Genomic DNA, 25,436 nt, shown 5'->3' on the forward strand with positions numbered 1-25,436 from the left:
GGGCGTGGCGATGGACGAGTTCGCGGGAGGGCCCGCGAGCCCTCCACCCGCCCGCGGCGGCGGGCCGGTCCCCGCAGACCGGCCCGCCGTCGCGGAGGCGGAGCGCATCACCAAGAGGTACGGCGAGACGGTGGCGCTCGACCGTGCCCGCATAACGGTCAGGGCGGGGGAGACGCACGCGCTGGTCGGCCGCAACGGCGCGGGCAAGTCGACCCTGGTCTCGATCCTGACCGGGCTGCAGGCACCCGACGAGGGGGAGGTACGCCTCTCCGGCGCCCCCGCTCCGCGGCTGTCCGACCGCGACGCCTGGCGGGAACGGGTCGCCTGCGTCTACCAGAAGTCCACGATCATCCCTGAGCTGACCGTGGCGGAGAACCTGTACCTGAACCGGCACGACCGCAACCGGCTCGGGCTGGTCGGCTGGAAGAGCCTGTGGCGGAAGGCGGCCGAACTGCTGGAGGAGTGGTCGGTGAACGTCGACGTGAGACGGCCGGCCGGGGAGCTCGGAGTGGAGCAGCGGCAGTTCGTGGAGATCGCCCGGGCGCTGTCTTTCGGCGCGAGGTTCATCATCCTGGACGAGCCCACCGCCCAGCTCGACGGCGCCGCGATCTCCCGGCTCTTCGAGCGGATGCGGGCGATGCGGGATCAGGGCGTCACCTTCCTGTTCATCAGCCACCACCTGCAGGAGATCTACGAGATCTGCGACACCGTCACCGTCTTCCGCGACGCCCGGCACATCCTCACCGCCCCGGTGGCCGAACTGCCGCAGGGGGAACTCGTCGCGGCGATGACCGGCGAGGCCGCGGGGCTGCGGGAGCACGCCGTCCGTCCGCCGGTCGGGGCGGACGCCCCGGTGGTCCTCGACGTCCTGGGGCTCGGCGACGGTGACACCTACCACGACGTGGACCTGCGGGTTCGCGCCGGGGAGATCGTCGGCCTGGCCGGCCTGGGCGGCAGCGGGAAGACCGAACTCGCCGAGACCGTCGTCGGGCTGCGGGCCCCTCGGGCGGGGACCGTGGAGGTGGCCGGACGCCGCCCGCGCCCCGGGAGCGTGCCGGAGTCGCTGGCCGCGGGCGTGGGATTCGTCCCCCGGGACCGCCACCATCAGGGGCTCGTCCCCTTGATGTCGATCGCCGACAACGCCACGATGACCGTTCCGGAACGGCTCGGCTCCGCGGGCTTCGTCAGCGGTCGCCGCAAGGACGCGCTGGCCCGCGAAATGATCACAAATCTCGCGATCAAGACGCCCGGCCCCGAACTGCCCGTCTCGGGGCTGTCCGGCGGCAACCAGCAGAAGGTCGTCATGGCCCGCGCCCTGGCCAACGACCCCCGCCTGCTCGTACTGATCACGCCCACCGCCGGTGTCGACGTCCGGTCGAAGGAGTTCCTGCTCGGCAAGGTCGAGGAGATCGCGGGCACCGGGACCGGCGTCGTGATCGCCTCCGATGAACTCGACGACCTGCGGCTGTGCGATCGGGTGCTGGTGATGTTCCACGGCCGCGTCGTCGCGGAACTGGCCGCCGGCTGGCACGACCACGAGATGGTGGCCGCCATGGAAGGAGTCGACCTCGATGCCTGAGACCACCGCCGCTCACGCCGCGACGGGACGCCCGCCGGGCTCCCCGGCGCCGCAGGACGCGGGAAGACGCCGCGTGGGGCCTTCCCTGGCGCGGTTGCGGGACTTCGCTCTGGTTCCCGCGGTCATAGTGATCGCGATCGTCGGGCAGATCGTCAGCCCGATCTTCCTGCAGAGCGACAACCTGATCAACATCCTCCAGACGATGTCGGAGATCTCGCTGCTCGTCCTCGCGCAGACGCTCGTGCTGATCGCCGGCAGGATGGACCTGTCGCTCGAGTCGACCTTCGGACTGGCGCCCGGCGTGGCGGCCTGGCTGACGGTCGCCGCCGGAACGGGGGCCGGGCTCGGGCTGCTGCCCGGGGCCTGGGCGATCCCGGTCACCCTCGCGGTGGGGGTGCTGGTCGGGGTGGTGAACTCGCTGTTCATCGTCCGCTTCGGGCTCAACGGCTTCATCGTCACGCTGGGCATGCTCATCGTGCTGCGCGGGCTGCTCACGGGCATCTCCGGCGGGCAGACCTTCTTCAACCTCCCGCCGTCGATGACCTACCTCGGCTCGGCCATGTGGCTGGGAGTGCCCGCGTCCATCTGGATCTGCCTGCTGCTGTTCGCGGCCGGCATCGTGGTCATGGGGTTCACCCGGTTCGGCCGGGCGCTCTACGCGATCGGCGGGAACGTCGACGCCGCCAAGGCGGCCGGCATCCGGACCGACCGGGTTCTCTGGATCACGCTGATCTCCGCCAGCCTGCTGGCCGCGATCGGTGGCCTCCTGCTGACGGGACGGCTCGCCTCCGTCGCCGCCGCTCAGGGCGACGGGGCGATCTTCACGGTGTTCGCCGCCGCCGTCATCGGCGGAGTCAGCCTCAACGGGGGCAAGGGCACCGTGTTCGGCGCGTTCACCGGCATCCTGCTGCTCTACATGATCCAGAACGTCCTCACCCTGGCGGGCGTGCCCGCCCAGTGGATCCAGGCGCTCAACGGGGCGATCATCCTCACCGCCCTGGCGATCTCCCGCCTCACCGGCGGCAAGTCGCAGGACTGACGGGTTCGGGCAGCCCCGGGCGCGGGCCGCCGCCGTACGCGCGCGGGCCGCCGGCGTCTTCGAGCCGAGGAGGCGCTGTGCGGGCGCGGCGGCCGTGCGGCCCGCGGGAGCGCGGCCGTCGGCCGAGCTCGTAGTGGGGGAGGCCTGGCCTCATCAAGGGCGAGGCCCTGTTCATGAAGAGGGCAGCAGCGGAAGTAGGGCGTTGAGCCGCCCGGAGGCGAACCCCGACAGATCCAGCGAGCAGAAGGTGAACCCGGCGCCGCGGACGGCGGCGTCGACGCGCTCACGCAACTCGCTCACCCGCGGGATCTCCGCGCGCGGCACCTCGACGCGGGCGAGCGTGCCGCCCGCGTGGGCGCGCACCCGGCACACCGCGAAGCCGAGGTCGCGCAGCGCGGCCTCCGCGGTCTCGATCCTGCGCAGGACCTCCGGCGTGACCGGGTCGCCGTAGCTCACCCGCGAGGCCAGGCAGGGCGCGGCGGGCTTGTCCGCGGTGACCAGCCCCAGTTCCCGGCTGACCGCGCGGACGTCGGCCTTGGTCAGCCCGGCGTCCACCAGCGGCGCGACGGCTCCGCGCTCGGCCGCGGCCCGCTGTCCCGGCCGGTGGTCGCCGAGGTCGTCGAGGTTGGTGCCGAGGGCGATCCGGGCGCCCATCGCCGCCGCAAGCGGCGCGAGCGCGTCGAACAGCGCCGACTTGCAGTGATAGCAGCGGTCGGGGCCGTTGGCGGCGTACTCGGGCCGGTCGGCCTCGTCCGTGCACACCTCCAGGTGGGCGAGGTCGTGGCTGCGGGCGAACGCCCGCGCCGCGGCCCGCTCGGCGGCGGCCAGGCTGGGGGAGACCGCGGTGACGGCGAGCGCCCGTGCGCCGAGCACCCGGGCGGCGGCGAAGGCGAGCAACGCGGAGTCGGCGCCGCCGGAGTAGGCGACCACGAGGCCGTTCTCCCGGCGCAGCCGGGCCGTCAGCCGGTCCATGGCGTCGCGCACAGCGCTCACGCGTTCCTTGGCCCCGCTCATGCGTTCCTCGGCCCCGCTCATGCGCCGTCACCCCGATTGCCTGCGAAGGGACGTGAGCCGCTGAGGCTCTCCTCGACGCCGAGCACGTGCAGGGCTGCGTGGAGCCTGGCCCGGTCGGCGTCCCGTGCCAGCAGGGCCCGATGGACGGCCCGGTGCTCCCGGAGGGTGCGCTGGACGGCCTCGGGGTCGCTCATGCCCCGCCAGATCCGGGCCCGTACGGTGCGGCCGGACATGTTCTGGATGACGGCGGCCAGGACGGCGTTGCCGCAGTGGGAGGCGATGAGGGAGTGGAAGTCCTGGTCGAGGGCGACCAGTTTCCCGTGGTCGATCGTGGTCTGCGTGGGGAGTCGTTCGGCCTCGTCCAGCAGGTCGCCCAGGTGGGCGAGATCGGCGTCGGGGATGCGGGTGGCCGCCAGCGCCGTCGCCTCGGCCTCCAGGATCCTGCGGACGTGCAGGAACTCCCCGGCCCCGGCGTCCAGGTGGATGTCGGCGACGAAGCTCATCCCGTCGAGCAGGAGGTCGGGGGACAGGCTGGTGACGTAGGTGCCGTCCCCCTGACGCGTCTGCAGGACCCGCATCGCGATCAGCGCGCGTACCGCCTCGCGCAGGGTGTTGCGGGCGACGCCGAGCTGTTCGGCGAGCTCCTTCTCGACGGGGAGCTTCTGTCCCGGGCGCAGCTCCCCGTCGATGATCATCTGCTTGATCGTGTCGATCGCGGTCTCGATGACGCCCACGTCAGCCTCCCCAGCGGTGGCCATCAGGGTAGCGGTAGGCGGCGACCGACTCGGGATGCATCCGGGCGCTGTAGCCAGGCGATCCGGGCAGGCGGTAACGGCCACGCTCGATGCGGACGGGATCGGTGAAGTGCTCATGGAGGTGGTCGACGTACTCCAGGACGCGGCCTTCGAGGCTGCCGCTCACGCACACGTAGTCGACCACGGACAGATGCTGGACCAGCTCGCACAGCCCCACACCTCCCGCGTGCGGGCAGACGGGCACGCCGAACTTCGCGGCCATCAGCAGGACCGGGACGATCTCGTTGACCGACGCCAGGCGGCAGGAGTCGATCTGGCAGAAGTCGATCGCGCCCGCCTGCAGGAGCTGCTTGAACATGACCCGGTTGTGGCAGTGCTCGCCGGTGGCGACGCCGACGGGGGCGACCGCCTTGCGGATGGCCGCGTGGCCGAGGACGTCGTCGGGGCTGGTCGGCTCCTCGACCCACAGCGGCTCGTACGGCGCGAGCCGGTTCACCCATTCGATCGCCTGGGGCACGTCCCACACCTGGTTGGCGTCGATCATGAGCGTGCGGTCGCCGATCTCCTCCCTGGCGATCGACAGGCGGCGGACGTCGTCCTCGATGTTCGCGCCGACCTTGAGCTTGACGTGGGTCCAGCCGCCGGCGACGGCCTCGCGGCACAGGCGCCGCAGCTTGGCGTCGTCGTAGCCGAGCCAGCCGGGGGTGGTGGTGTAGGCGGGGTAGCCGTGCTCGGCCAGTTCGGCGATCCGCTCCTCGCGCGTGGGGACGAGCCGGGCCAGCATGGCGACGGCCTCGGCGGGGGTCAGCACGTCGGACAGGTAGCGGAAGTCGCAGGCCGCCACCAGCTCCTCCGGCGTCATGTCGGCGACGAAACGCCACAACGGCTTGCCGGCCCCGCGGGCCGCGAGGTCCCAGGCGGCGTTCAGCACGGCCGCCGCGGACAGGTGCACCACACCCTTCTCCGGTCCCAGCCAGCGCATCTGGCTGTCGGACATGATCTCCCGGTAGAGGCCGCCGAGGTTCCCGGCCAGCTCGTCCACGTCCCGGCCCATGAGGCGTGCCCCGATCTGCCGGGCCGCGGCCACGCACAGGTCGTTGCCGCGCCCGATCGTGAACGTGAGGCCGTACCCGGCCAGGGCGGAGTCGTCGGTCTCCAGCACGACGTACGCCGCCGAGTAGTCGCCGTCCGGGTTCATCGCGTCCGACCCGTCGAGGGTGGCCGAGGTCGGGAACCTGATGTCGATCACGTTCACAGATGTGATCGTCGGCATGGGCCAGCTCCATGATTGATCCGATGAATATGACTCGAACAGTAGGGTCACGCCTGGAGAAGGTCAAGCAATTCCCCAGATATCCCCCTCAAAGGCCTTTACTCCAACCCGATGAATCTGGCAGGCTCGGCACAACATATGCCCCTGTGAACCAGCGGAGAAGGCAGATCGTGAAGCTGTTGCGGGTGGGTCCGCCGGGTGGCGAGCGGCCCTGCGTCATCGGGCCCGACGGCCGGGTGCTGGACCTGTCGTCACTGACGGCGGACATCGACGGCGCGTTTCTCGCGGGAGGAGGCGCCGAGCGCGTGCGGGCGGCCCTGGCGGAGGGCCGGCTGCCCGAGGCCGGGCCGTACGAACGAGTCGGCGCGCCGGTGGCCAGGCCGGGGAAGATCGTCTGCATCGGGTTGAACTACTCCGACCACGCGGAGGAGACCGGGGCGGTGATCCCCGCCGAGCCGGTGGTGTTCATGAAGGCGTCCAACACCGTCGTCGGTCCCGATGACGAGGTCCTGGTCCCGCGTCGCAGCGTGAAGACCGACTACGAGGTCGAGCTCGCGGTGGTCCTGGGCCGTACGGCTCGCTACCTGTCCTCGCCGGAGGAGGCCGCCGGTGTGATCGCCGGGTACGCGATCGCGAACGACGTGTCGGAGCGGGAGTTCCAGAACGAGCGCGGCGGCCAGTGGGACAAGGGCAAGTCGTGTGAGACGTTCAACCCGCTGGGCCCGTGGCTGGTCACCCCCGACGAGGTCGGCGATCCGCAGGCGCTGGGTCTGCGGTTGTGGGTCAACGGAGAGCTGCGGCAGAACGGGAACACCAAGAACCAGATCTTCGGCGTGCACCACGTGATCTGGTACCTCAGCCAGTTCATGGTGCTGGAGCCGGGCGACGTGGTGAACACCGGGACCCCGGCGGGGGTGGCGCTCGGCCGTGGCCCGCAGGCGTACCTGCGGGCCGGCGACGTGATGGAGCTGGAGATCGACGGCCTGGGCCGCCAGCGCCAGCAGGTGGGCCAGGCATGAAGAGCGAGTTCGACGGCCTGGTGGCCGTCGTCACCGGCGGCGCCTCGGGCATCGGCAAGGCGGTCGCCGACGAGCTGACCGCGCGGGGCGCCCGGGTCGCCGTCCTGGACCTGAAGGACACCGAGTTCGTCTGCGACGTGACCGACGACGCCACCGTACGGCGGGCGGTCACGGCGGTGGCCGACCGGTACGGCCGGATCGACGTGCTGGTGAACAACGCGGGCATCGGCGCGCAGGGCACGGTGGCCGACAACGACGACGCCGAATGGCTGCGGGTGTTCGACCTCAACGTGGTCGGCATCGCCCGCGTCTCCCGGGCGGCGCTGCCCTATCTGCGCCGGTCGCCGCACGCGGCGATCGTCAACACCTGCTCGATCGCCGCGACGGCCGGGCTGCCCCAGCGGGCCTTGTACTCGGCGTCCAAGGGGGCGGTGCTGGCGCTGACCCGGGCGATGGCGGCCGACCACATCCGCGAGGGCATCCGCGTCAACTGCGTCAACCCCGGCACCGTGGACACGCCGTGGGTCGGCCGGTTGCTGGACGCCGCTCCTGATCCCGAGGCCGAGCGGGCGGCGCTGTGCGCGCGCCAGCCGCACGGCCGCCTGGTGACGGCGCAGGAGGTCGCCGCCGCGGTCGCCTACCTGGCGAGCCCCGCGTCGGGCTCCACGGTCGGGATCGAGCTGGCCGTGGACGGCGGGATGGCGGGCCTGCGTCTGCGGCCGGTGTCGTCGTGAGGCTCCGGCTCGGGCCGTACGGACTGGGCACCGCGCCGCTGGGCGGCCTGTTCGCACCGGTGAGCGAGGAGCAGGCCGAGCAGGCCCTCGCCGCCGCCTGGGAGGGAGGGATCCGCTACTTCGACACCGCGCCGCACTACGGCACCGGGCTGTCCGAACAGCGCCTCGGGCGCTTCCTGCGCGGCCTGCCCGGGGGAGCCGCCGAGGCGGTCGTGTCCACGAAGGTGGGGCGGGTGCTGGTGCCCGGCCAGGGTGCGGAGGAGGGTTTCCCCGGCCGTACCGGATATGTGCGGGTGCGCGACTACAGCCGCGACGGGGTGCTGCGCTCGCTGGACGACAGCCTGGAGCGGACCGGCCTCGACCGGTTCGACCTGGTGTTCATCCACGATCCGGACGACCACTGGGAGCAGGCCGCAGGTCAGGCGTACCCGGCGCTGGCCGAGCTGCGCGACCAGGGCGTGGTCGGCGCGATCGGGGCCGGGATGAACCAGGCCGAGATGCTGACCCGCTTCGTCCGCGAGACCGACCTCGACGCGGTCCTGGTCGCGGGCCGCCACACTCTGCTCGACCGGTCCGCGGCCCGCGAGCTGCTCCCCGAATGCGAGCGGCGCGGCGTGGCCGTGATCGCGGGCGGGGTCTTCAACAGCGGCGTCCTGGCCGGCGGCAGCACCTACGACTACGACAGCGCCCCGCCCGAGGTGCTCGACCGGGTTCGCCGGATGGAACGCGTCTGCGCCTCCCACGGTGTGCCGCTGCCCGCCGCCGCCCTGCGCTTCCCCCACCGGCACCCCGCCGTCACCACCGTCCTCATCGGAGCGCGCAGCGCGGAGGAGATCGTCGAGGACCTGACGCTGGCGGCGACGGACATCCCGGATGCCCTCTGGGAGGAACTGGACCATGCGGGTTGACCTCGCCTACGGCACCGGGGGCCTGGTCGTGGACCTGCCGGACGACCGGACCACGGTCATCACACCGGTCGCCCGTCCCGCCGTGGCGGACGAGGCCGCCGAGCTGCGGCGGGCCCTGCGCGAGCCCGTCGCGGGCCCGCCGTTGCGCGAGCGGGTCAGGCCCGGCCAGACGGTGGCGATCTCCGCCTGCGACGGGACGAGGCCGCAGCCCAGGCACCTGATGATCCCCGCGATCCTGGCCGAGCTGGACGGGATCGTCGACCTCGGCGACGTGGTGATCCTTGTCGCCACCGGCACCCACCGCGGCAACACCGAGGCCGAACTGCGCGCGATGTTCGGCGACCAGGTCGTGGACGCTGTGCGGATCGTCAACCACGACGCGCGCGACACGTCATCCCTGAAGTGGATGGGCCGCCACGGCAGGGACGTCCCGGTGTGGCTGAACCGGGAGTGGGTGGACGCCGACGTTCGCGTCACGACGGGGTTCGTCGAGCCGCACTTCTTCGCCGGCTTCTCCGGCGGCCCGAAGCTGGTCGCGCCGGGGCTCGCCGCCCTGGAGACCGTGCTCACCCTGCACGACGCGGCCAGGATCGGCGATCCCCGGGCCACCTGGGGCGTGATCGAGGGCAACCCGGTCCACGACGACATCCGCGCCATCGCCGCGGCGACCGGCGTCACCTTCGCCCTCGACGTCGTGCTCGACCGGGAGCAGCGGATCGTGCGGGCGTTCGGCGGCGACCTGCCGCCGATGCACGCCGCCGCCACGGCCGCCGCCCGCGCCGCCGCGATGCGGCCGGTCGCCGAGCCCTTCGACGTGGTCGTCACGAGCAACGCCGGCTTCCCGCTGGACCAGAACCTGTACCAGTCGGTGAAGGGCATGAGCGCCGCGGCCCAGGTCGTCAGGCCGGGCGGGACGATCGTCTGCGCCGCCGAGTGCCGTGACGGCTTCCCCGACCACAGCTCCTACCGGGACGTGCTCACCTCGGCGGCCTCCCCCGAGGCGCTGTTCGAGGAGATCTCGCGCCGCACCGAGACCGTGCCGGACCAATGGCAGGTCCAGATCCAGGCCCGCATCCAGCGGCACGCCCGCGTGATCATGCACACCTCGTACCTGAGCGACGCCGACCTGGCCGCCGCACATCTGGAGCAGACCGGCGACGTCGCCGCCACCGTGCGCGGCCTGCCCGGACGGGTGTGCGTCCTGCCGGAGGGGCCCATGACCATCCCCTACCTCGCCGAGGAGTGACGTGCTCCGCCACCCCCTGATCCACCTGAACCCGCGGCCCGACTCCGCCTTCGCCGCGGCGACGGGGGACGACCGGCTCTACGCCGGCCCGCTGCCGGCCGCCGGATGCGTCGTCCCGGCATGAGCGAGCGAAGCGAGCGAATCAGTAGACACAGCGCGATTCGCTCATGCGGCTCCGAGCCGCCGGGTGAGGAGGTGGCATGAGCGAGCGAAGCGAGCGAATCGATAGACACAGCGCGATTCGCTCATGCGGCTCCGAGCCGCCAGGCGAGGAGGTGGCATGAGCGGGTCGCTGGATCTGGGGTACGCGCGGGTCGACCTGGACCGGGAGGCGCGTCAGGGGCTGCCGGAAATCGTCTACGGCCCGGGCAAACAGGTGGCCGAGATCGCCGGGATCGTCACCGGCCTGCTCGCCGGGAACACCGGCCCCGTCCTGGTGACCCGCGTCGAGCCCGACGTCGCCGCGGCCGTGATCGAGCGCGTTCCCGCGGGCGTGTACGACCGTGACGCCCGGCTGCTGGTCTGGCGACCTGCCCCGCGGCTCGGGCACACGGTGGCCGTGGTCACCGCGGGCACCGCGGACGGCCCGGTCGCGGCCGAGGCCGCCGCCGTCGCGTCCGCCCTCGGGCTTCGGACGGCGCTGATCAGGGACGTGGGCGTCGCCGGGCTGCACCGGCTGCTCGCCGCCGCGGAGGAGATCCGCTCCGCCGACAGCGTCATCGTCGTCGCGGGCATGGAGGGGGCCCTGGCCAGCGTGGTCGGCGGCCTGGTCGAGACGCCGGTCATCGCGGTGCCCACCTCCACCGGCTACGGCGCCGCGCTCGACGGCGTGACCGCGCTGCTGGCCATGCTCACCTCCTGCGCGGCCGGGCTGACCGTGGTGAACATCGACTCCGGCTTCGGCGCCGCCCTCGCCGCCTACCGCCTGACCAGAACGGTGGCGAGACGGACGCCGGGGTCCGCCGGGGGCGCGGCGGCGGGTCCGGCGACCGAGACGGAGGTGCGTGGGTGATCCTGTACGTGAATCCGTTCACCGGCCTGGCCGGGGACATGCTGCTCGGCGCGCTGCTCGACGCCGGGGCCTCGCTCGACGCGGTGCGGGAGGCGGTGGCCGCGACCGGGCTGACCGGCTGGCGCCTGGACGCGGGACGGGTGCGCACCGGAGCGCTGACCGCCACGCGTGTCCGGGTCGACGTCGAGGACGACGCCACCGAGCGTCCCGCATCGGTCCTGATCGAGATGGCCGCCCGGACGGGGCTGCCCGTCGCCGAGGCGGCGCTGACCGCGATAGCCGAGGCCGAGGGCGCGCTGCACGGCGTCCCCGCCGGGGAGGTGCACCTGCACGAACTCGGCGGCCACGACGCCCTCGTGGACATCGTCGGCTGCGCGGCGGCGCTCGGCGACCTCGGCGTGACGCGGGTCCACTGCGCGCCGCTCCCGCTGGGCTCCGGCACGGTCAGGACCCGGCACGGGGTGCTGCCGGTGCCCGCGCCCGCGACCCTCGCACTGCTCGCGGGGGCCCGGGTCCGGGGTGACGCCGCGGCGGGGGAGACGGTCACCCCCACGGGGGCGGCCCTGCTGCGCGGGGCCGGCGCGGTCTACGGCCCGCCGCCGGTGATGACGCTCCGCGCCACGGGGTACGGCGCGGGCAGCCGCGTGCTGCCCGACCGGCCCAACGTGACGGTCGCGATGCTCGGCACGCCCGAGCCCCAGCCCGAGCCCCAGCCCACGGCGCCGCCGGACCCATTGGAACCGGAGCCGGTTCCAGAGTCGGCTCCGGACCTGCCGGCCGGGACCGTCCGGCAGGTCGTGCTCTCGACCAACCTCGACGACGTGACCGGGGAGGTCCTCGCGTACGTCATCGAGCGCGCCCTCGAGGCCGGCGCGGCCGACGCCTGGGTGACTCCGGCCGTGATGAAGAAGGGCCGGCCCGCGCACGTCCTGCACGTGCTGGCGGATCCCTCGCTGGCCGGCGCCCTGAGCGACCTGGTCCTCGCCGAGACCGGCAGCCTGGGCCTGCGCCGCGTCGTGGTGGAGAAGACCGCGCTGCCCAGGCACGTCGAGACCGTCGAACTGCACGGGCAGGCCGTGCGGATCAAGCATGGGCCGTGGGGCGCCAAACCCGAGCACGACGACCTGGTCAGGCTGGCCGCCGCGACCGGGAAACCCCTACGGCACCTCGCGCGAGAGGCTCTCCGATGACGCGTATCGATGCCCATCACCACATCTGGGACCTGTCCCGGCGACCCCAGACCTGGCTGGACCCGCCGGAGATGTCGCCTGTCCGCCGTGACTTCACGCTCTCCGACTACGCGGACGCGGCGGCCGGGGCCGGGATCGGCACGTCGGTGCTCGTCCAGGTGCTGCCCGACGCGGAGGAGACCAGGGAGTTCCTCTCGACGGCGGCTCGGTCCGACGTCGTCGCCGCCGTGGTGGGCTGGGCGGACCTGACCCGGCCCGATCTCGCCGCCGAACTCGCCGCGCTGGCCGCCTCGCCCGGCGGCGACCTGCTGCGCGGCATCCGGCATCTCGTCCAGGGCGAGCCCGACCCGCGCTGGCTGGCCCGCAACGACGTACGGCGCGGACTGCGCCAGGTGGCGGCGGCCGGGCTGAGCTACGACCTGCTCGTCCTGCCCCACCAGCTGCCCGCCGCGATCGAGACCGTACGCGCGCTTCCCGAGCTGAGCTTCGTGCTGGACCATGTCGCCAAGCCGCCGATCGCCCGCGGAGGGATGGACCCCTGGGCCGGGCTGATCCGCGAGCTCGCCGCCTCGCCCAACGTGACCTGCAAGCTGTCCGGCATGATCACCGAGGCGCGGTGGGACGACTGGGACGCCGCGCGGCTGCGGCCGTACGCCGAGGTGGTGCTCGACGCCTTCGGGCCGGACCGGCTGATGTTCGGCTCCGACTGGCCCGTCTGCCTCCTCGCCGGGTCCCTGCCGGCCTGGGCCGGCGCCGCCGACACGCTCCTCGCCGGCGCGGGACTGTCGCCCGGCGAGCGCGACGCGGTGTTCCGGGGGACGGCGGCGCGGGTGTACCGCCTCTGACGCCGAGGGCGGGGCGCGGGCCAGGGGGTCCGCGCCGCCCGCGCACCCGGGCGGTTGTGTGGCGCATCTCACGGTTGGCGGCCCGCGACCGTGAGGACCTGCGGAAGCACTGGACGGCGGCGGCCAGAATGGTGCCGTTTGCCGCTTTTTGGGCCGTGTCTTACTTGTTATCTACTAAGCTTCCCGTGTATTTCGCCGGTGAGCGGTCCTCAACCCGAGGACGACCGGCGACCGCCGAATCCCGGATGTCTTCGATCCCGGGAACCGGGGACCCACGTCTCTTGGGGTGAATCCGGACCATCCGGTAGGGCTACTCCTGGCCCGAACCCGTCAGCTAACCCGGTAGGCGGCCAAGGAGAGGAGAGCGCGTGGAGTGTCGGCTCCACCTGCCCACCCGGTCCGCGTCACGTCGCCGGACCACATGCCCGCCCTGGAACGTCTCCAGGCTTCCGGGGTGATGGCGCGCCCGTGACGGGCTGCCACATCTCCCGTTTCTGATTCCGCCCCGCCGCGGCCGTGTCCTCGGGCGGTCATGCCGTCATGTCTCCATGCCGTCATGCCTGCCGTGACGCCGGCGGGCCGGTTCGTCATGTCTCGAAGCGCGCCATGAGGAGCCTCCGATTTCCACCGATCCGATAGCTCGACAGCTGCTCGACGCCGTCCGCCCCGAACTGGGCTACCGCGAACGAGCCGGGAAACACACGAAGTTCGGCGAGTGGTACGCCGACAACGTCGCCAAGGACCCCGACTTCAAGACCGCCCCCTGGTGCGACATGTTCGTCTCCTGGGCGGCGGACCGGGCCGGGCTGCGGGACCACGTCGGCGAGTTCGCGCTGACCACGCGGCACGCCAAGTGGTTCGAGAAACATCACGCCTGGAGCGACAGGCCCGAGCCGGGCGCCGTGGTCTTCTTCGCCTGGTCGGGGTCCAAGAAGATCCGCGACATCGACCACGTCGGCGTGGTCGAGAAGGTCGTCGGCGGGAAGGTCCACACGATCGAGGGCAACGTCGACGGAGTGTGGCTGAAGCGGAAGGTACGCGACAAGAGCAAGATCGTCGGGTATGGCCTGCCGCGCAAGGTCAAGGTGGAGCCGAAGGCGCCGGTGTCGGTCCAGCCCGTGGCGGCCGTGCACGCGAGCGTCCAGGGCACGGCGAGGCCGGCCGTCAGGAACATGGCGGCCACGCAGGGCCAGTCCCCCGACGCCGTGTGGTCGCCCGGCGACGCCGTCCTGCCGGCCGGTCTGCTGTTCGCGGTGGTCTCCACCGCCGTGACCGGGCTCCGGGTCAAGGCCGCGGCCGCGACGTCCGGCGGACGGCACCGCAGGCGCGGGTGACCTCCCGCGCTCCCAGGGCGATGGGCCGGTGCGGTGCCGGTGGTCCGCACGGGGCCGCCGTACGGCTTCGCGGCGGCCACACTTTCACCGTCCTGTCATGGCGCCGTTAATGCGGACAGAGGTCCGCTGCGCGGTCACGCTGGGGACGGGTCGCCGCCGAACGCCGCGTTACGGTGATGTGAAGCTGGGCATCCCGGACGACGCGGACCGCCGACAGGCGGACAGCCCGCCGGTGTCAGGGTCTAAAGTTGACTCGGCGAGTTCGAGCGGAAGAGGCGTTCATGGCACGAGGCGACACCGGACCTGACTTCATCGAGGCGCTCGCGCGCGGCCTCGATGTCATCAGGGCGTTCCAGCCGGGACGCCCGGTGATGTCCCTGACCGAGGTGGCGGCGGCGACCGGCCTGGCCCGGCCGACCGCGCGGCGCATCCTGCTCACGCTGCAGGAGCTGGGGTACGCCCGCTCGGCGCAGGGCGGTTTCGCCCTCACCCCGCGGGTGCTCGAACTCGGCGTGTCCTACGTCCGCTCCATGGGCCTGTGGGAGGTGGCCCGGCCGCACCTGGAACGGCTGGTCGCCCAGACGAACGAGTCGTCGTCGATCGCCCAGCTCGACGGGTCCGACATCGTGTACGTCGCCCGCGTGGCCGTGCCGAAGATCGTCGCCCTCTCGGTGCAGATCGGGACGCGGTTCCCCGCGCTCCAGACGTCCCTGGGCAAGGTGCTGCTCGCCGCGCTGCCGCCGGACGAGCTGGAGCGGGTGCTGGCCGAGCCGAGCCGGTCGGGCATCGAGCCGCGGTGGCGGCCCGGGCCGCAGGAACGCGACGCCATGCTGCGCGATGTGCGGGCGAAGGGCTGGGCGCTGACCGACGAGCAGCTCGCCCTCGGGATCCGGTCGGTGGCCGCGCCGCTGCGCGACGGCTCCGGCAACGTCATCGCGGCCGTGAACGTCAACAGCCACGCCGCCGAGACCTCGCTGGAGAAGCTGACCGAGGACCACCTGCCGCTGCTGCTGAAGACCGCCGGCGCGATCAGCGCCGACTGGGCCCTCTACGAGTCGGTGCCGCAGGTCACGGCCTCCTGACCCACCGGCCGCGCCTCGACGAGTGGTGAGCGGGTCTTAGGCGGACCCCGGGACGAGGACGATCCTGCCGGATGCGGTTCCGGCCGCCTGACGCCGCCAGGCGGCTTCGGCCTCCTCCAGCGGGACCGTCTCGTGGGCGACGGCCAGCCGCCCGAGCGCCGCCTGCCCGGCGACGAAGACGATCGAGGCGGCCCGCTGCTCGGGGGTCAGCTCGTTGTTGGTGTATCCCAGCAGCCGCAGCGACCTGCTGCGCAGCGTGGAGGAGTCGATCGGGCAGGTCTCGTCCGCCGAGGAGCCGAGGTTGACCCACCGGCCTCCCGGGCGCAGGGCACGGGCCGCCGCGGCCGCCGCCGGGCCGAAGAGCGGGTCGAGCACCAGGTCGGCGGGCCCGTCGCAGGCCTCGGCGAAGCGGGCGGCCAGCGTGGCGACGTCGCCGGTGTCGAGCGCCACCACGGCGTCCGCGCCCGCTTGGCGGGCGCGTTCCCCGGCGGCGGGGGAGCGGGCGCCCGCGACGACCCTGCGGGCGCCGGCGACGCGCGCGATCTGCACGGCGGCCTGCCCGACGACGCCGCCCGCCCCGAGCACCACCACCTGCTCGCCGGGGGCGAGCTCACCGCGCCACGTCAGCGCCATGTGCGCGGCGACCGCCGAGAGCCCGAGCGCGGCCACCGCGACCGGGTCGGTCCCGGCGGGCAGCTCGACGAGGTCGCGCGCGGGCACGGCCGCCGCCTGCGCCATGCTGCCGTCGCCCGGGGCCATTCCGGCCGACGTCGCGAACCACACCGGCCGCCCGTCCGCGACACCGGCCCCCTGCACCCCCGGCACGTACGGCGTGCGCGGCCTGCCGAAGTAGGACGTGCCGGTCGCGCAGAGCAGGTCGAGCGGCGTGACGGGCGCGGCGGCGACCTCGACCAGCGTCTCGCCGGGCCCGGCGACGGGTACGGGCAGGTCGGCCACCAGCGGCGGCCTGCCGGGTTCCACGATCTGCGCTGCGCGCATGTCCCACCCTCCGCTGAAGTCGTCGTCATCGGCGAGAGCCGCCGGCACGCCCCGCACGACATGCCCGGCGCCTCGCCGCCCCCGCCCGCGCTCGGTGGCGGGCAGGCTCGATCACGTCGCGATGTCGGGGTACGGCATCGTCACGTGGGCCAGCCGCCGGGCGTACTCGGTCTGGAAGCCCATCGGCTCGTGGTCGCGCTCGAACATCGCGATGAACAGCGTGAGCGTGAGGAACGGGTGCGCGCCCAGCTCGAACAGCCTGGGATAGTCATGTCCGGCCAGCGCCTCGCGCTCGGTGTCGTCGAAGCGCAGCCAGGTGGACGCCTCCCCGCCGTGACAGCTCAGCAGCCGGTTGGCGTACTCGGCCTCCCACCACTCCACCGTGCCGCGGGGGTCCTCGCGGTAGCGCTCGACCAGTTCCGGATCGCGGTCGACGGTGAACAGGAACTTGTTCAGCAGGTACTTGCTCACGCCACGCCTCCGTTGGGATACCAGGTGAAGTACGCCTCCATGGTGTGGAACAGGTCGTAGGTGTCGACGTAGTCGGCCTTGGCGCCCTCGCCGGCCACGCCCATCATCAGCATGAAGTCCATGAAGCCGTGGGTGGCGTTGCCGGGCAGGTGGAGGCTGTCGAGGGTGACCTCCGACAGGCAGCCCTCGATGTCGCCCGACGAGATCCACTCGACCGCCTTGCGGTCGAACTCGGGATCGGGGCCGTGCGGGCCGAACTGGCGCGGCCCGCCGAGCTCCAGCGACAGGTGCCCGGTGCCGATCACCGCCACCCTCTTGTCCGCCGGCCACGACTCCACCAGCTCGCGGATCGTACGGCCGAGCTGCACGAACCGCTTCGGCCGCGGCAGCGGCGGGGCGAAGATGTTGGTGTAGATCGGCACGATCGGCAGGTCGTTCTGCGGCCGGAGCGTGATGATCGGGCAGGTGATCGAGTGGTCGATCCGCAGCTCGTTGGAGAAGGCCAGGTCGAAGCCCGCGTCCAGGCCCTCCCGCAGGATGTACGCCGACAGGTCCTCCTGGCCGGTGAAGAACATGCGGGGCAGGCCGAACTCGCGTTCCTCGTTGTACCAGTTCGCGTCGTAGAAGGGCGCCTTGCCGACGAGGAACTGCGGCATGTTGTCGAGCCAGAGCTGGTGGAAGTGGTCGGAGCCGACCATGACCAGCACGTCGGGCCGCGCCTTCGTCAGCGTCTCCCGGAACGCCTCGACCTTGCGCACCCACTCGTCGGCGAACGGCGGGCGGTCCTCGCCGGTGGCGGTGCTGGCGCGGTAGTAGAACGGATGATGGGTGGACGCGATCACCGCGACCAGTTCAGCCATGCGAACCTCCAGTGGCGTCGGGGGTGTAGGGCTCGGGGTCGACGGACCGGTTGTTGAGGTCCACCGACAGGAAGATCTCGTTCGCCACCGGGTGGCGCAGTTCCTCGGCGAGCTGCCCGATCAGGCCGGCCGTACGGGCGAGCAGGGCGAAGCCGCGCAGCAGTTCGAGCGGCAGGCCGAGGTCGGCGAGCGCGGCGCCGCAGACGCCCGCGCCGTTGAGCGGCAGCTTCCTGCCCAGCACCTCGGGATGCACGCGGCCGATCGCGGCGAACAGCGACAGGTGCGGCCCGAACAGGTCCTCCTCGGCGGCGATCTCCAGCAGCCGGGGCGTGCGGGGGTCGCCCTCCTTGTGCACGTGGTGGCCGAGGCCGGGGATGAACCGCCGCGCCTGCCGCTGAGCCCGTACGGTCTCCAGGGCGAGGGCGTCCCAGCCGGCGTCATCGGACGGCAGCGGCCCGTCGTGCGCCGCCAGGACGTCGTGCAGGAACCGGCCGCAGTCCTCGGTCACGCCGAGGAAGCGGGACCCGCCGCCGAGCAGCCCTGCCGCGAGCGCGCCCTGGATCGAGTCGGGCGCGGACAGGTACGTCAGCCGGGTGACGATCGCGGTCGGGGTGAACCCGTGGTCGGCCAGCGCGGCGAGCACGGCCTCGAACACCCGGGTCTCGCCCGGCGTGGGCCGCCGCTGGGCGGCCAGCCAGAAGGCCAGCTCGCCGAACCCGACCTTCCCCATCACGTCCTCGGCGAGGTCGCAGCCGAGCAGGGTGATCGACTTCAGCGACGACGCGCCCAACGCGGTCGGGTACGACGGCCGTTCGTCAGACATCCTGGTTCTCCTCGGGAGTGCTCAGCCATTTGCGGATCTCGTCCCCGTGCTCGTCCAGCTCCGGCGGCGGCAGCCGGTAGGCGGCGGGGGTCGCGGAGAACCGGATCGGGTGGCGGGTGGTCGGGACCGCGCGGTCGCCCTCGCCCACCTCCACGATCGGGTCGAGCCCGAAGCGCTCGGCCATGGCGAACCCGCCGTCGATGGTGTTGATCGGCCCGCACGGCACCCCCGCGGCGACCAGCAGCTCGAACCACTCCAGCGCGCCGCGCGTGGCGAGCCGCCCGACCAGGATGGGCCGCAGCTCCTCCCGCCGCGCCGTACGGTCGGCCATCCGCGCGAAGCGCGGGTCGTCGGCGACCTCCGGGATGCCGAGCACCTCGCACAGCTTGCGGAACTGGCCGTCGTTGCCGGCCGCCACGATGAGGTCGTTGTCGGCGGTGGGCAGCGGCTCGTAGGGGAACACGCTCGGGTGGGCGTTGCCCATGCGGTAGGGGACGACGCCGCCTGCGACGTACGCGGAGCTGTGGTTGACCAGGCCGGTCAGCGCCGAGGACAGCAGGTTGACCTCCACGTGCTGGCCCCGCCCGGTCGCGTCCCGGTGGCGCAGGGCGGCGAGGACGCCGATGGCGGCGTGGTTGCCCGCCATCACGTCGAAGACCGAGATTCCCGCGCGGTACGGCGGCCCGCCGGGGTCGCCGGTGAGGCTCATCAGCCCCGACATGGCCTGCACCATGAGGTCGTAGCCGGGCACGTCGCGGCCCGCGCCGGAGCCGAACCCGCTGATCGAGGCGTAGACCACGCCGGGATTGGCCGCGCTCACCGAGGCGTAGTCGAGGCCGTACTTGGCGAGCCCGCCCGGCTTGAAGTTCTCCACCAGCACGTCGGCGCGGCGGGCCAGCTCCCTGGCCACCCGGGCGTCGTCGGAGTCCCGCAGGTCGAGTGCTATCGACCGCTTGCCCCGGTTGACCCCCAGATAGTAGGTCGACACGTCGCCGCGCACCGGGGGCATCCAGGTGCGGGTGTCGTCTCCCTTGGGCCCTTCGACCTTGACGACCTCGGCGCCCATGTCGGCCAGCAGCATCGTGGCGTACGGCCCGGCCAGGACCCGCGAGAAGTCGGCCACCAGCACGCCGGACAGCGGCCCGCGTCCCCGCTCGGGCGCGGTGTCGTCTGTCATCAGGCTCCCCTTCCTTATGGCAGCAGTGTCCGCTCAACGGACATCAGTCCGTGAGGCCGATTCTGGCATAGGCAGCCCTTCCGTCAAATGCGTGGCTGGCGCTTGGTCGCAGGACGAAGGGAAAACCCATGGTTGACAGTGGAGGCGGCGCTCGGGAAAGTGGCAGCGGAAGCAGTGCTGACCGTATAGCGGACAACTGTTCGTCATCACTGAGGGTGCTTGGCCAGTGGGACCCGGCCAGTGGGAAGGTGAGGAGTTCGACGATGAACGAGCCGACCGATTTCGGACCGGACCGGCCGGTGCTGCTGCGCGGCGGCACGGTGCTTCCGATGGACGACGGGCACAGCGTGCTGCCCCGCACCGACGTCCTCGTCGTCGGCGACCGGATCGCGGAGGTGGGGCAGGACCTGCCCGCGCCGGACGGCGCCGTCGTCGTCGACGCCACCGGCGGCATCGTCATGCCCGGCATGATCGACACTCACCGGCACATGTGGCAGACGGCGATGCGCGGCTACGGCGCCGACTGGACGCTGACGCAGTATTTCGTCTGGTACTACCTGGAGTACGGCAAGCTGTGGCGGCCGGAGGACGTGCACGCCGGCAACCTGCTGGCCGCGATCGAGGCGATCGACGCCGGCGTCACCACGGTCGTGGACTGGTCGCACGGGCTGCGGACCGTGGACCACGCCGACGCGGCCGTGGACGCGCTGCAATCGGTGCCCGGCCGGTTCGTGCTGGCCTACGGCAACATTCAGGCGCCGCCGGCCGAGTGGACCGGCGCGCCGGAGTTCCGCGACTTCGTCCGGCGCCGCATCACCGGCGACGACATGCTGGGCTTCCAGATCGCCTTCGACGTCACCGGCGACCCGGCCTTCCCCGAGAAGCCGGCCTTCGAGGTGGCCCGCGACCTCGGCGTCCCGGTCACGACCCACGCGGGCGTGTGGGGCGCGACCAGCGACGACGGCATCCGGCTCATGTACGAGCACGGCTTCATGACGCCCGAGACGGTGTACGTCCACGCCGCCTCGCTGTCTGCGGACTCCTACCACCGCATCGCCGCCACCGGCGGTTCCATCTCGGTCTCGACCGAGAGCGAGCAGAGCGCGGGCCAGGGCTACCCGCCCACCTGGGCCATCCGCGCGCATGACATCCCGGTCTCGCTGTCGATGGACACCAGCGTCTGGTGGAGCGGCGATCTGTTCTCGGCGATGCGCACCACGCTCGGCGCCGACCGCTCCCGGGAGCACATGGAGGCGCACGCCAGGGGGGAGACGATCACCCACTGCAGCCTGCGCGCCGACCAGGTGGTGGACTGGGCGACGCGCGGCGGCGCCCGCGCCATCGGCCGTGAGCACGACCTCGGCAGCGTCGAAGCGGGCAGGAAGGCCGACCTGGTGCTGATCAAGAACGACGCGTCGCCCGTGTCGTTCCCGCTGCTCAACCCCTACGGGCACGTGGCCTTCCAGGCGCAGCGCGGCGACGTCCACACGGTCCTCGTGAACGGGCGCGTGGTCAAGCACGAGCACCGTCTGGTCGGCGAGGATCTCGTCGGGGCCCTCGCCGCGGCCCGCCGCGAAGTGGAGCGGACCGTCGACTACCTGCGCTCGACGCTGGGCGAGGAGGCGTGGCGGAAGGGAATGAACCCCGACATCCCCGAGACGAAGATTCTCGACAACCCCTACACGTACACCGACTACCACAGCGCCGCGACGCACAGCCGCTGATCCCTCGTCCACTTTTGAGCAGAATCGGCGACCGCCCGCCGCCTACGGTGACGCCGGCCCAGGCGTTCTGAGGAGGCTGCGACGACGACGATGTACGAGCATGTCGGCGGCGAGGCGGCGCTGCGCACGTTCGCCGAGCACTTCGATGAGTCCGTGCTGCGGGATCCTCTGCTCACGAGGCTGTTCGAGTACGGGTCCTCCCACCACGCCGAGAACCTGATCGCGTCCTTCGTCGAGATGATGGGCGGCCCGAGCCGTTTCAGCGACGAGCCCGGCGAGTTCGAGGCGATCTCCCGGGCCCACCAGGGCCTGAAGATCACCGATGAGCGGGAATGAGCACACTCGGGGGACTTGCCGCGTGACTGCAGGTCACGGCCGCCGAGGAGATTCATGATTGTTTATGCGTCTATGTGAGATTTGGTCACCAGTGAGGTTAGGGTGGCTGGCTACCCGCGGAAGCCGTGGAGGTTTCCCCCGAAACGACCGCTGGGAGTTGTCTCACATGCAAGGGCGCGTCCCGTCACAGACGAGCCAGGATGACCGGTTCCGGCAGGAGATCCTCTCCAGCCAGGAGGAGCCGCCCACCACGACCAAGAACAGGAAGCCTCTCGTCATCGCCGCCGCGGCCCTGGTCGCCGTGCTGGCCGCCGGGGGAGCGGGCTTCGCGCTCCGCGGTGGCTCAGACCACGGTGGCTCGGACCCCGCGGACCCGCCGGCGGCGGGCGGCACGCGGCAGTCGGCGGCCCCCGCCCAGGAGGGCGACGCCGCTGCCGGCGCGGAGGGCGGACAGGACGCGCAGGGCTCAGGGGACCGGGCCTTGGGGGACCGGGGCTCAGGGGACCGGGCCTTAGGGGACCAGGGCGGCATCGGCTCCGGCGGGGACGGCTCCGGCGGAGGGCAGGCGTCCGGCGGGAGCGGCGCGGACACCGCCTCCGGGTCCTCGGGCGGCGCCTCATCCGGTCAGAAGAACGGCGCGGGCCGGGCCGGGACCGGCTCGTCGGGCAAGACGGGCGGCGCATCGAAGGGCGGCGCCGGCCAGCAGGACCAGGGTGAGGTGTCGTGGGACGCCGACGGCCCCCCGGGGCTCGTCCCCGGGGCCTGCGCCGCCTCCGGCTGCTGATCGGCCTTCGGCTCGCGATCGCCTCCGGCTGCTGATCGGCCTTCGGCTCGCGATCGCCTCCGGCTGCTGATCGGCCTTCGGCTCCTGATCGCCTTCCGGGCTGCGAGGGCCGGCACACGGTCTCGACCCCGCCAGGCCCCGGCCTTTCCGCCGCCGCGGGACCGCCAACCCGCCGGCAGGGCGTGCGCGCGGACAGAAAACGCGTGACGCGTGGTCAGGAGGACGGGCCGGGCCAGCCGAGCGGGAAGGCGATGCGGGCGGGCGGTTCGCCCGCCGCGTCGTTGAACTCCCGCATGGCGACGATGAGCGCCTGCCGCTGGGACGCCGGCATCCGGGTGAGGATCCCGGCGATCTCCTCCTTGCGCCGGGCGGTGACCTCGTCCACGATCCGCCGTCCGTTGCCGGTCAGCCGTAGCAGCGTCTCCCGCCGGTTCTGCGGATTCACCTCACGCTTCAGCAGGCCGGCGGCGGCGAGGCGATCGGCCATGCGCATGGCGGTCGACGGGTTCACGCCGAGCTTGTCGGCCAGCGTCACCAGCTTGGTCTCGCCCTGTCCGACCACCAGCAACATGCGGAACTGCGGCAGGGTGACCCTGTCCTCCGCGGCGGCGAGGGACCGCGCCGAGATCGCGACGAGCACGCGCGAGGCGGTGAGCACGGCGGCGGTGACGGCCTCCAGGTCGTCGCCGGTCGGCTCCTCGTCCGCTTGCTTTGCCATAAGCACCGTTTTTACACGGTCCCTCCCGCCGTCATGTCACCGCACCGGCAAACGTGTGTACGGTCCGGCGCGCCGGCCGTACACGCCCGCCCCGATGCGTGGCCGCGACCGTGAGCGGGCGCCCCAGCCATGGACGGTTCCGGGCCTCGGGCGAACCCGTGCCGTGGGGGCGGTGCGGGATCAGGCCGTGCTCAGCCGAGCGCGGCCAGCAACTCGTTGCAGGCCTGGGCGCAGCGCCGGCACGCCTCGGCGCAGACCCGGCAGTGCTCGTGTATGTGGGCGTGCAGCCCGCACTCGTCCCCGCAACTGCGGCACGCCTGCTCGCACGCCTCCAGCTGGGCGCGCGTCAGGTTCGCGTCGTAGCCCGTGTGCCGGGACAGCACTCGGCCCGTCGTCGCGCAGATGTCGGCGCAGTCGAGGTTGGTGCGGACGCAGCGGACGAGTTCCGCCACCGCGTGCTCGCTCAGGCAGGCGTCCGCGCAGGCCGTACAGGTCTGCGCGCAGTCGAAGCAGGCCTCGATGCAGTTCGCGAGCACCTGCCTGTCCACGCCGCCGAGGTCGGCGGGATAGGTCTCCAGCATCACTCCGGCGTGTCCCATGGCATCGCTCCTTCCGGTCTCGGGGCGGGTGTCTCCGTGAGGAGGGGGAGACACCGCCGGTGCGAACGGGTCCGTGAGCCCTCGGCGGTCCGGCGCGGAGTCCGCTCATGTTCCTGACGGCCGAAAAGCTCATCGCGTCCCGGGCCATACCCAGCGGGACGGCCGTAAACGGAGATGATCCGGCCGGCCGGTGTGCTGATCGCCGTCCGGGGTAGTCGCGGGGGCACGGAAAATCATGGAGGGACCATGGGCTGGAGCTACCGAAAATCGATCAAAATGGGACCGTTCAGGCTCAATCTCTCGCGCGGCGGCGTCGGGCACAGCTTCGGCGGACGCGCCTTCCGGGTCACGAAGACGGCGGACGGGCGCCGCACCCTCACCGTGAACCTGCCCGGCGGCTTCCACTGGAGGAAGACGCTGAACTAGAAGCCGGGGACGGTCGGCACGGCGGGCGCGGTCCCCGGCGCGCGCCCGCGGCCCCGCCCTTGCGTTCGACGGCCCTACTTCAGCGGGTCGTGGCCCCCAGCTGGGGGCGGCCGGAATACGGCAGAACTCCGGCACGGAAGTACCTGGCGCTGCTGTCGCCGGAGGCCTGGCCAGTCGTCCGGTGACCAGCGGCGCGCCGGTGGAAAACCGTTTGAGCCTTCCTTCCGCGTTCCCGTAGCGTGCCTGCGGCCCCGTCTCAGTGAGGACAGAGGACAAAAGCGCGTGACCCCGCCTGCTCTTTAGACCTGACACCTTCTTCCGCTCACCTTCAAGCCGACCCCTCCCGTCGGCTCTGCCGGGCTGCCCGCGTGCGCCCGGTCATACAGCGTTTGAGGCCGCGCGTGATCGGCCTCGTGTCAGGTCTAGAGAGATCATGTCTTCACAACCTCATACTGTGCTGCCCTGGGTCGTTCGCCGGACCAGGCTGCCTCTGCTGTCGTTGCGGTGCGTGGACTGCCGGTCGGAGCTGGCCACCACCGGGCGAGGGCAGGTTCCGCGTCAACGCCAACGGCAGGCTGCTGGACGTGTGGCTGCTGGTCCGCTGCGTGTCCTGCGGCCGGACGAGCAAGCTCACCGTGCACGAGCGAGCGCCAGTCACATCCTTCGATCTGGCCGAGCTCGACGGCTACCACGCCAACGATCCGGAGCTGGTGGCGTCCAGGCTGTTGGATCCGCTGCTCGCCCGGCGCAACCGCTTCACTCTGGACTGGAAGGGGGCCTGGCGGCTGGACAGCCCGCCGGCACGGCTCGACGAGGCGTGGCCGGCCCAGGTGGAGGTCGTCTTCGAGGATCCGGTGCCGGTGCGCCCGGACCGGCTCATCGCGCAGGGGCTCGGCCTCAGCAGGAACGAGGTGCTGCGCCGGATCAAGTGCGACATTCCGCTGCGCCGTCCGACGAGCGCCGGGTTCACCTTCACCGTGATGGCCGGGGACTAGCGGGGATTCAGCCGCAGCGCGCGATCCCCTGAAGCATCGATGCGACACACGCCTCGCCCCGGGGCGGCTCCGGCGGTCCGGAGTCGCCCCGGGCGGTGCCGGCGGTCACGTCACTCCTTCGGACGCAGGGCCGACGGCTTGTGCACCGCCGTCCCGCCGCTCTTCTCGCTGCGCACGAGGAACTGCGGGTCCTCGGGTGAGGCGGCCACGGTGCGGCCCGCCTCCTCCGTACGCTCGGTGATCTTCTTCTCGACCTTGCCGACCGCCTCGCCGCCGTGGCTCTTCCAGGTGACCTCGTCGCCCACCGACGGTTCTTCCTTCTTGTCTTTCCTGCCCATGAACCCGGCCCTACCCTGGGAAACGCGCCGTCCTACCGGCACGACACCGGCGCGGCTCCCTGTCAGGCAAAATTCCGGCGAACCGCGCGCGAGCCGGAGCCCGCGGGGGGAATCTCCGTACTGTTGCCCACGCGCCGGGATTACCCCGGTCCGCTC

The 25,436-nt window shown here is 72.3% G+C and carries 27 protein-coding genes, 1 pseudogene and 1 riboswitch; of the genes and pseudogenes, 17 read left to right on the forward strand and 11 right to left on the reverse strand.

The window, feature by feature from the left end:
- Positions 1-10: 10 nt before the first annotated feature.
- The gene (locus ABZ857_RS28620; protein ID WP_357048469.1) at positions 11-1,579 is read left to right on the forward strand and encodes a sugar ABC transporter ATP-binding protein; all 1,569 of its coding nucleotides are present in this window, start codon (positions 11-13) and stop codon (positions 1,577-1,579) included.
- Entirely contained in the window at positions 1,572-2,618 is a 1,047-nt protein-coding gene (locus ABZ857_RS28625; RefSeq protein ID WP_357048472.1) for an ABC transporter permease, read from the forward strand. The genes ABZ857_RS28620 and ABZ857_RS28625 overlap by 8 nt, the downstream gene beginning before the upstream one ends.
- A gap of 171 nt (positions 2,619-2,789) precedes the next feature.
- On the opposite strand, the gene larE is transcribed toward ABZ857_RS28625, so the two are convergent.
- From larE to ABZ857_RS28640, 3 genes are read right to left on the reverse strand one after another with little or no spacing between them, the layout of a single operon-like run.
- A complete protein-coding gene (gene larE / locus ABZ857_RS28630) occupies positions 2,790-3,653 on the reverse strand; it encodes an ATP-dependent sacrificial sulfur transferase LarE (RefSeq protein ID WP_357048475.1) in 864 nt (287 codons plus the stop codon).
- Positions 3,650-4,366, reverse strand: a complete 717-nt coding sequence (locus tag ABZ857_RS28635) for an FCD domain-containing protein (RefSeq protein ID WP_357048478.1) — start codon at positions 4,364-4,366, stop codon at positions 3,650-3,652. The genes larE and ABZ857_RS28635 overlap by 4 nt, the downstream gene beginning before the upstream one ends.
- 1 nt (position 4,367) lies before the next feature.
- The gene (locus tag ABZ857_RS28640) at positions 4,368-5,660 is read right to left on the reverse strand and encodes an L-fuconate dehydratase (protein ID WP_357048481.1); all 1,293 of its coding nucleotides are present in this window, start codon (positions 5,658-5,660) and stop codon (positions 4,368-4,370) included.
- 170 nt (positions 5,661-5,830) lie between these two features.
- Here ABZ857_RS28640 and ABZ857_RS28645 point away from each other — a divergent pair, with 170 nt between their 5' ends.
- The 10 genes from ABZ857_RS28645 (at position 5,831) to ABZ857_RS28690 (ending at position 15,030) form a co-directional block, all read left to right on the forward strand.
- The gene (locus tag ABZ857_RS28645) at positions 5,831-6,679 is read left to right on the forward strand and encodes a fumarylacetoacetate hydrolase family protein (protein ID WP_357048484.1); all 849 of its coding nucleotides are present in this window, start codon (positions 5,831-5,833) and stop codon (positions 6,677-6,679) included.
- The gene (locus ABZ857_RS28650; RefSeq protein ID WP_357048486.1) at positions 6,676-7,413 is read left to right on the forward strand and encodes an SDR family oxidoreductase; all 738 of its coding nucleotides are present in this window, start codon (positions 6,676-6,678) and stop codon (positions 7,411-7,413) included. Before ABZ857_RS28645 ends, ABZ857_RS28650 begins: the two co-directional genes overlap by 4 nt.
- The gene (locus ABZ857_RS28655; RefSeq protein ID WP_357048489.1) at positions 7,410-8,321 is read left to right on the forward strand and encodes an aldo/keto reductase; all 912 of its coding nucleotides are present in this window, start codon (positions 7,410-7,412) and stop codon (positions 8,319-8,321) included. Before ABZ857_RS28650 ends, ABZ857_RS28655 begins: the two co-directional genes overlap by 4 nt.
- Positions 8,311-9,567, forward strand: a complete 1,257-nt coding sequence (gene larA, locus ABZ857_RS28660) for a nickel-dependent lactate racemase (RefSeq protein ID WP_357048492.1) — start codon at positions 8,311-8,313, stop codon at positions 9,565-9,567. Before ABZ857_RS28655 ends, larA begins: the two co-directional genes overlap by 11 nt.
- 1 nt (position 9,568) lies before the next feature.
- Positions 9,569-9,691, forward strand: a complete 123-nt coding sequence (locus ABZ857_RS28665) for a hypothetical protein (protein ID WP_357048495.1) — start codon at positions 9,569-9,571, stop codon at positions 9,689-9,691.
- 156 nt (positions 9,692-9,847) lie between these two features.
- A complete protein-coding gene (larB, locus tag ABZ857_RS28670) occupies positions 9,848-10,579 on the forward strand; it encodes a nickel pincer cofactor biosynthesis protein LarB (RefSeq protein WP_357048498.1) in 732 nt (243 codons plus the stop codon).
- Positions 10,576-11,769, forward strand: coding sequence for a nickel pincer cofactor biosynthesis protein LarC (gene larC, locus ABZ857_RS28675; RefSeq protein ID WP_357048501.1), 1,194 nt, complete (start codon positions 10,576-10,578; stop codon positions 11,767-11,769). The genes larB and larC overlap by 4 nt, the downstream gene beginning before the upstream one ends.
- Positions 11,766-12,614 (forward strand): amidohydrolase family protein, encoded by an 849-nt coding sequence (locus ABZ857_RS28680; protein ID WP_357048505.1) that lies wholly within the window; start codon positions 11,766-11,768, stop codon positions 12,612-12,614. The genes larC and ABZ857_RS28680 overlap by 4 nt, the downstream gene beginning before the upstream one ends.
- Positions 12,615-12,836: 222 nt before the next feature.
- Positions 12,837-12,979, forward strand: a riboswitch (cyclic di-AMP (ydaO/yuaA leader).
- A 306-nt stretch (positions 12,980-13,285) separates the two neighbouring features.
- Positions 13,286-13,948, forward strand: a complete 663-nt coding sequence (locus ABZ857_RS28685; protein WP_357048789.1) for a CHAP domain-containing protein — start codon at positions 13,286-13,288, stop codon at positions 13,946-13,948.
- Positions 13,949-14,229: 281 nt separating this feature from the next.
- On the forward strand, positions 14,230-15,030 hold the full coding sequence (locus ABZ857_RS28690) for an IclR family transcriptional regulator C-terminal domain-containing protein (protein ID WP_357048508.1): 801 nt from the start codon (positions 14,230-14,232) through the stop codon (positions 15,028-15,030).
- Positions 15,031-15,066: 36 nt separating this feature from the next.
- Here the strand turns inward: ABZ857_RS28690 and ABZ857_RS28695 are convergent, their stop codons facing one another.
- The 5 genes from ABZ857_RS28695 to ABZ857_RS28715 form a co-directional block, all read right to left on the reverse strand.
- Entirely contained in the window at positions 15,067-16,029 is a 963-nt protein-coding gene (locus ABZ857_RS28695; RefSeq protein ID WP_357048511.1) for a zinc-binding dehydrogenase, read from the reverse strand.
- 111 nt (positions 16,030-16,140) lie between these two features.
- Complete coding sequence (locus tag ABZ857_RS28700) at positions 16,141-16,500, reverse strand: hypothetical protein (RefSeq protein WP_357048514.1); 360 nt, start codon at positions 16,498-16,500, stop codon at positions 16,141-16,143.
- A complete protein-coding gene (locus ABZ857_RS28705) occupies positions 16,497-17,360 on the reverse strand; it encodes an extradiol ring-cleavage dioxygenase (protein ID WP_142562453.1) in 864 nt (287 codons plus the stop codon). Before ABZ857_RS28705 ends, ABZ857_RS28700 begins: the two co-directional genes overlap by 4 nt.
- Positions 17,353-18,183, reverse strand: a complete 831-nt coding sequence (locus tag ABZ857_RS28710) for a citryl-CoA lyase (protein ID WP_357048517.1) — start codon at positions 18,181-18,183, stop codon at positions 17,353-17,355. The genes ABZ857_RS28705 and ABZ857_RS28710 overlap by 8 nt, the downstream gene beginning before the upstream one ends.
- Entirely contained in the window at positions 18,176-19,360 is a 1,185-nt protein-coding gene (locus ABZ857_RS28715; RefSeq protein ID WP_357048520.1) for a CoA transferase, read from the reverse strand. Before ABZ857_RS28715 ends, ABZ857_RS28710 begins: the two co-directional genes overlap by 8 nt.
- Positions 19,361-19,623: 263 nt before the next feature.
- On the opposite strand from ABZ857_RS28715, the gene ABZ857_RS28720 reads away from it, so the two are divergent.
- The 3 genes from ABZ857_RS28720 to ABZ857_RS28730 all read left to right on the forward strand — a co-directional run bounded on the left by ABZ857_RS28720 (position 19,624) and on the right by ABZ857_RS28730 (position 22,204).
- Positions 19,624-21,084, forward strand: a complete 1,461-nt coding sequence (locus ABZ857_RS28720; protein ID WP_357048522.1) for an amidohydrolase family protein — start codon at positions 19,624-19,626, stop codon at positions 21,082-21,084.
- Positions 21,085-21,174: 90 nt separating this feature from the next.
- A complete protein-coding gene (locus ABZ857_RS28725) occupies positions 21,175-21,420 on the forward strand; it encodes a hypothetical protein (protein ID WP_357048525.1) in 246 nt (81 codons plus the stop codon).
- A gap of 166 nt (positions 21,421-21,586) precedes the next feature.
- Complete coding sequence (locus tag ABZ857_RS28730; protein WP_357048528.1) at positions 21,587-22,204, forward strand: hypothetical protein; 618 nt, start codon at positions 21,587-21,589, stop codon at positions 22,202-22,204.
- A 214-nt stretch (positions 22,205-22,418) separates the two neighbouring features.
- On the opposite strand, the gene ABZ857_RS28735 is transcribed toward ABZ857_RS28730, so the two are convergent.
- Together ABZ857_RS28735 and ABZ857_RS28740 are read right to left on the reverse strand one after the other, a co-directional pair.
- Positions 22,419-22,922: a MarR family transcriptional regulator gene (locus ABZ857_RS28735; RefSeq protein ID WP_357048531.1), complete on the reverse strand. Its 504-nt coding sequence runs from the start codon at positions 22,920-22,922 to the stop codon at positions 22,419-22,421.
- 191 nt (positions 22,923-23,113) lie between these two features.
- Positions 23,114-23,521: a four-helix bundle copper-binding protein gene (locus ABZ857_RS28740; protein WP_357048534.1), complete on the reverse strand. Its 408-nt coding sequence runs from the start codon at positions 23,519-23,521 to the stop codon at positions 23,114-23,116.
- 246 nt (positions 23,522-23,767) lie between these two features.
- Here ABZ857_RS28740 and ABZ857_RS28745 point away from each other — a divergent pair, with 246 nt between their 5' ends.
- Entirely contained in the window at positions 23,768-23,947 is a 180-nt protein-coding gene (locus ABZ857_RS28745; protein ID WP_193207189.1) for a DUF4236 domain-containing protein, read from the forward strand.
- A gap of 433 nt (positions 23,948-24,380) precedes the next feature.
- Positions 24,381-24,942, forward strand: a pseudogene (locus tag ABZ857_RS28750) (DUF1062 domain-containing protein).
- 110 nt (positions 24,943-25,052) lie between these two features.
- Here the strand turns inward: ABZ857_RS28750 and ABZ857_RS28755 are convergent.
- Positions 25,053-25,280, reverse strand: coding sequence for a DUF2945 domain-containing protein (locus ABZ857_RS28755; protein ID WP_357048538.1), 228 nt, complete (start codon positions 25,278-25,280; stop codon positions 25,053-25,055).
- Positions 25,281-25,436: the final 156 nt, after the last annotated feature.

This window comes from Microbispora sp. NPDC046933 (assembly GCF_040644635.1).
Lineage (GTDB): Bacteria > Actinomycetota > Actinomycetes > Streptosporangiales > Streptosporangiaceae > Microbispora.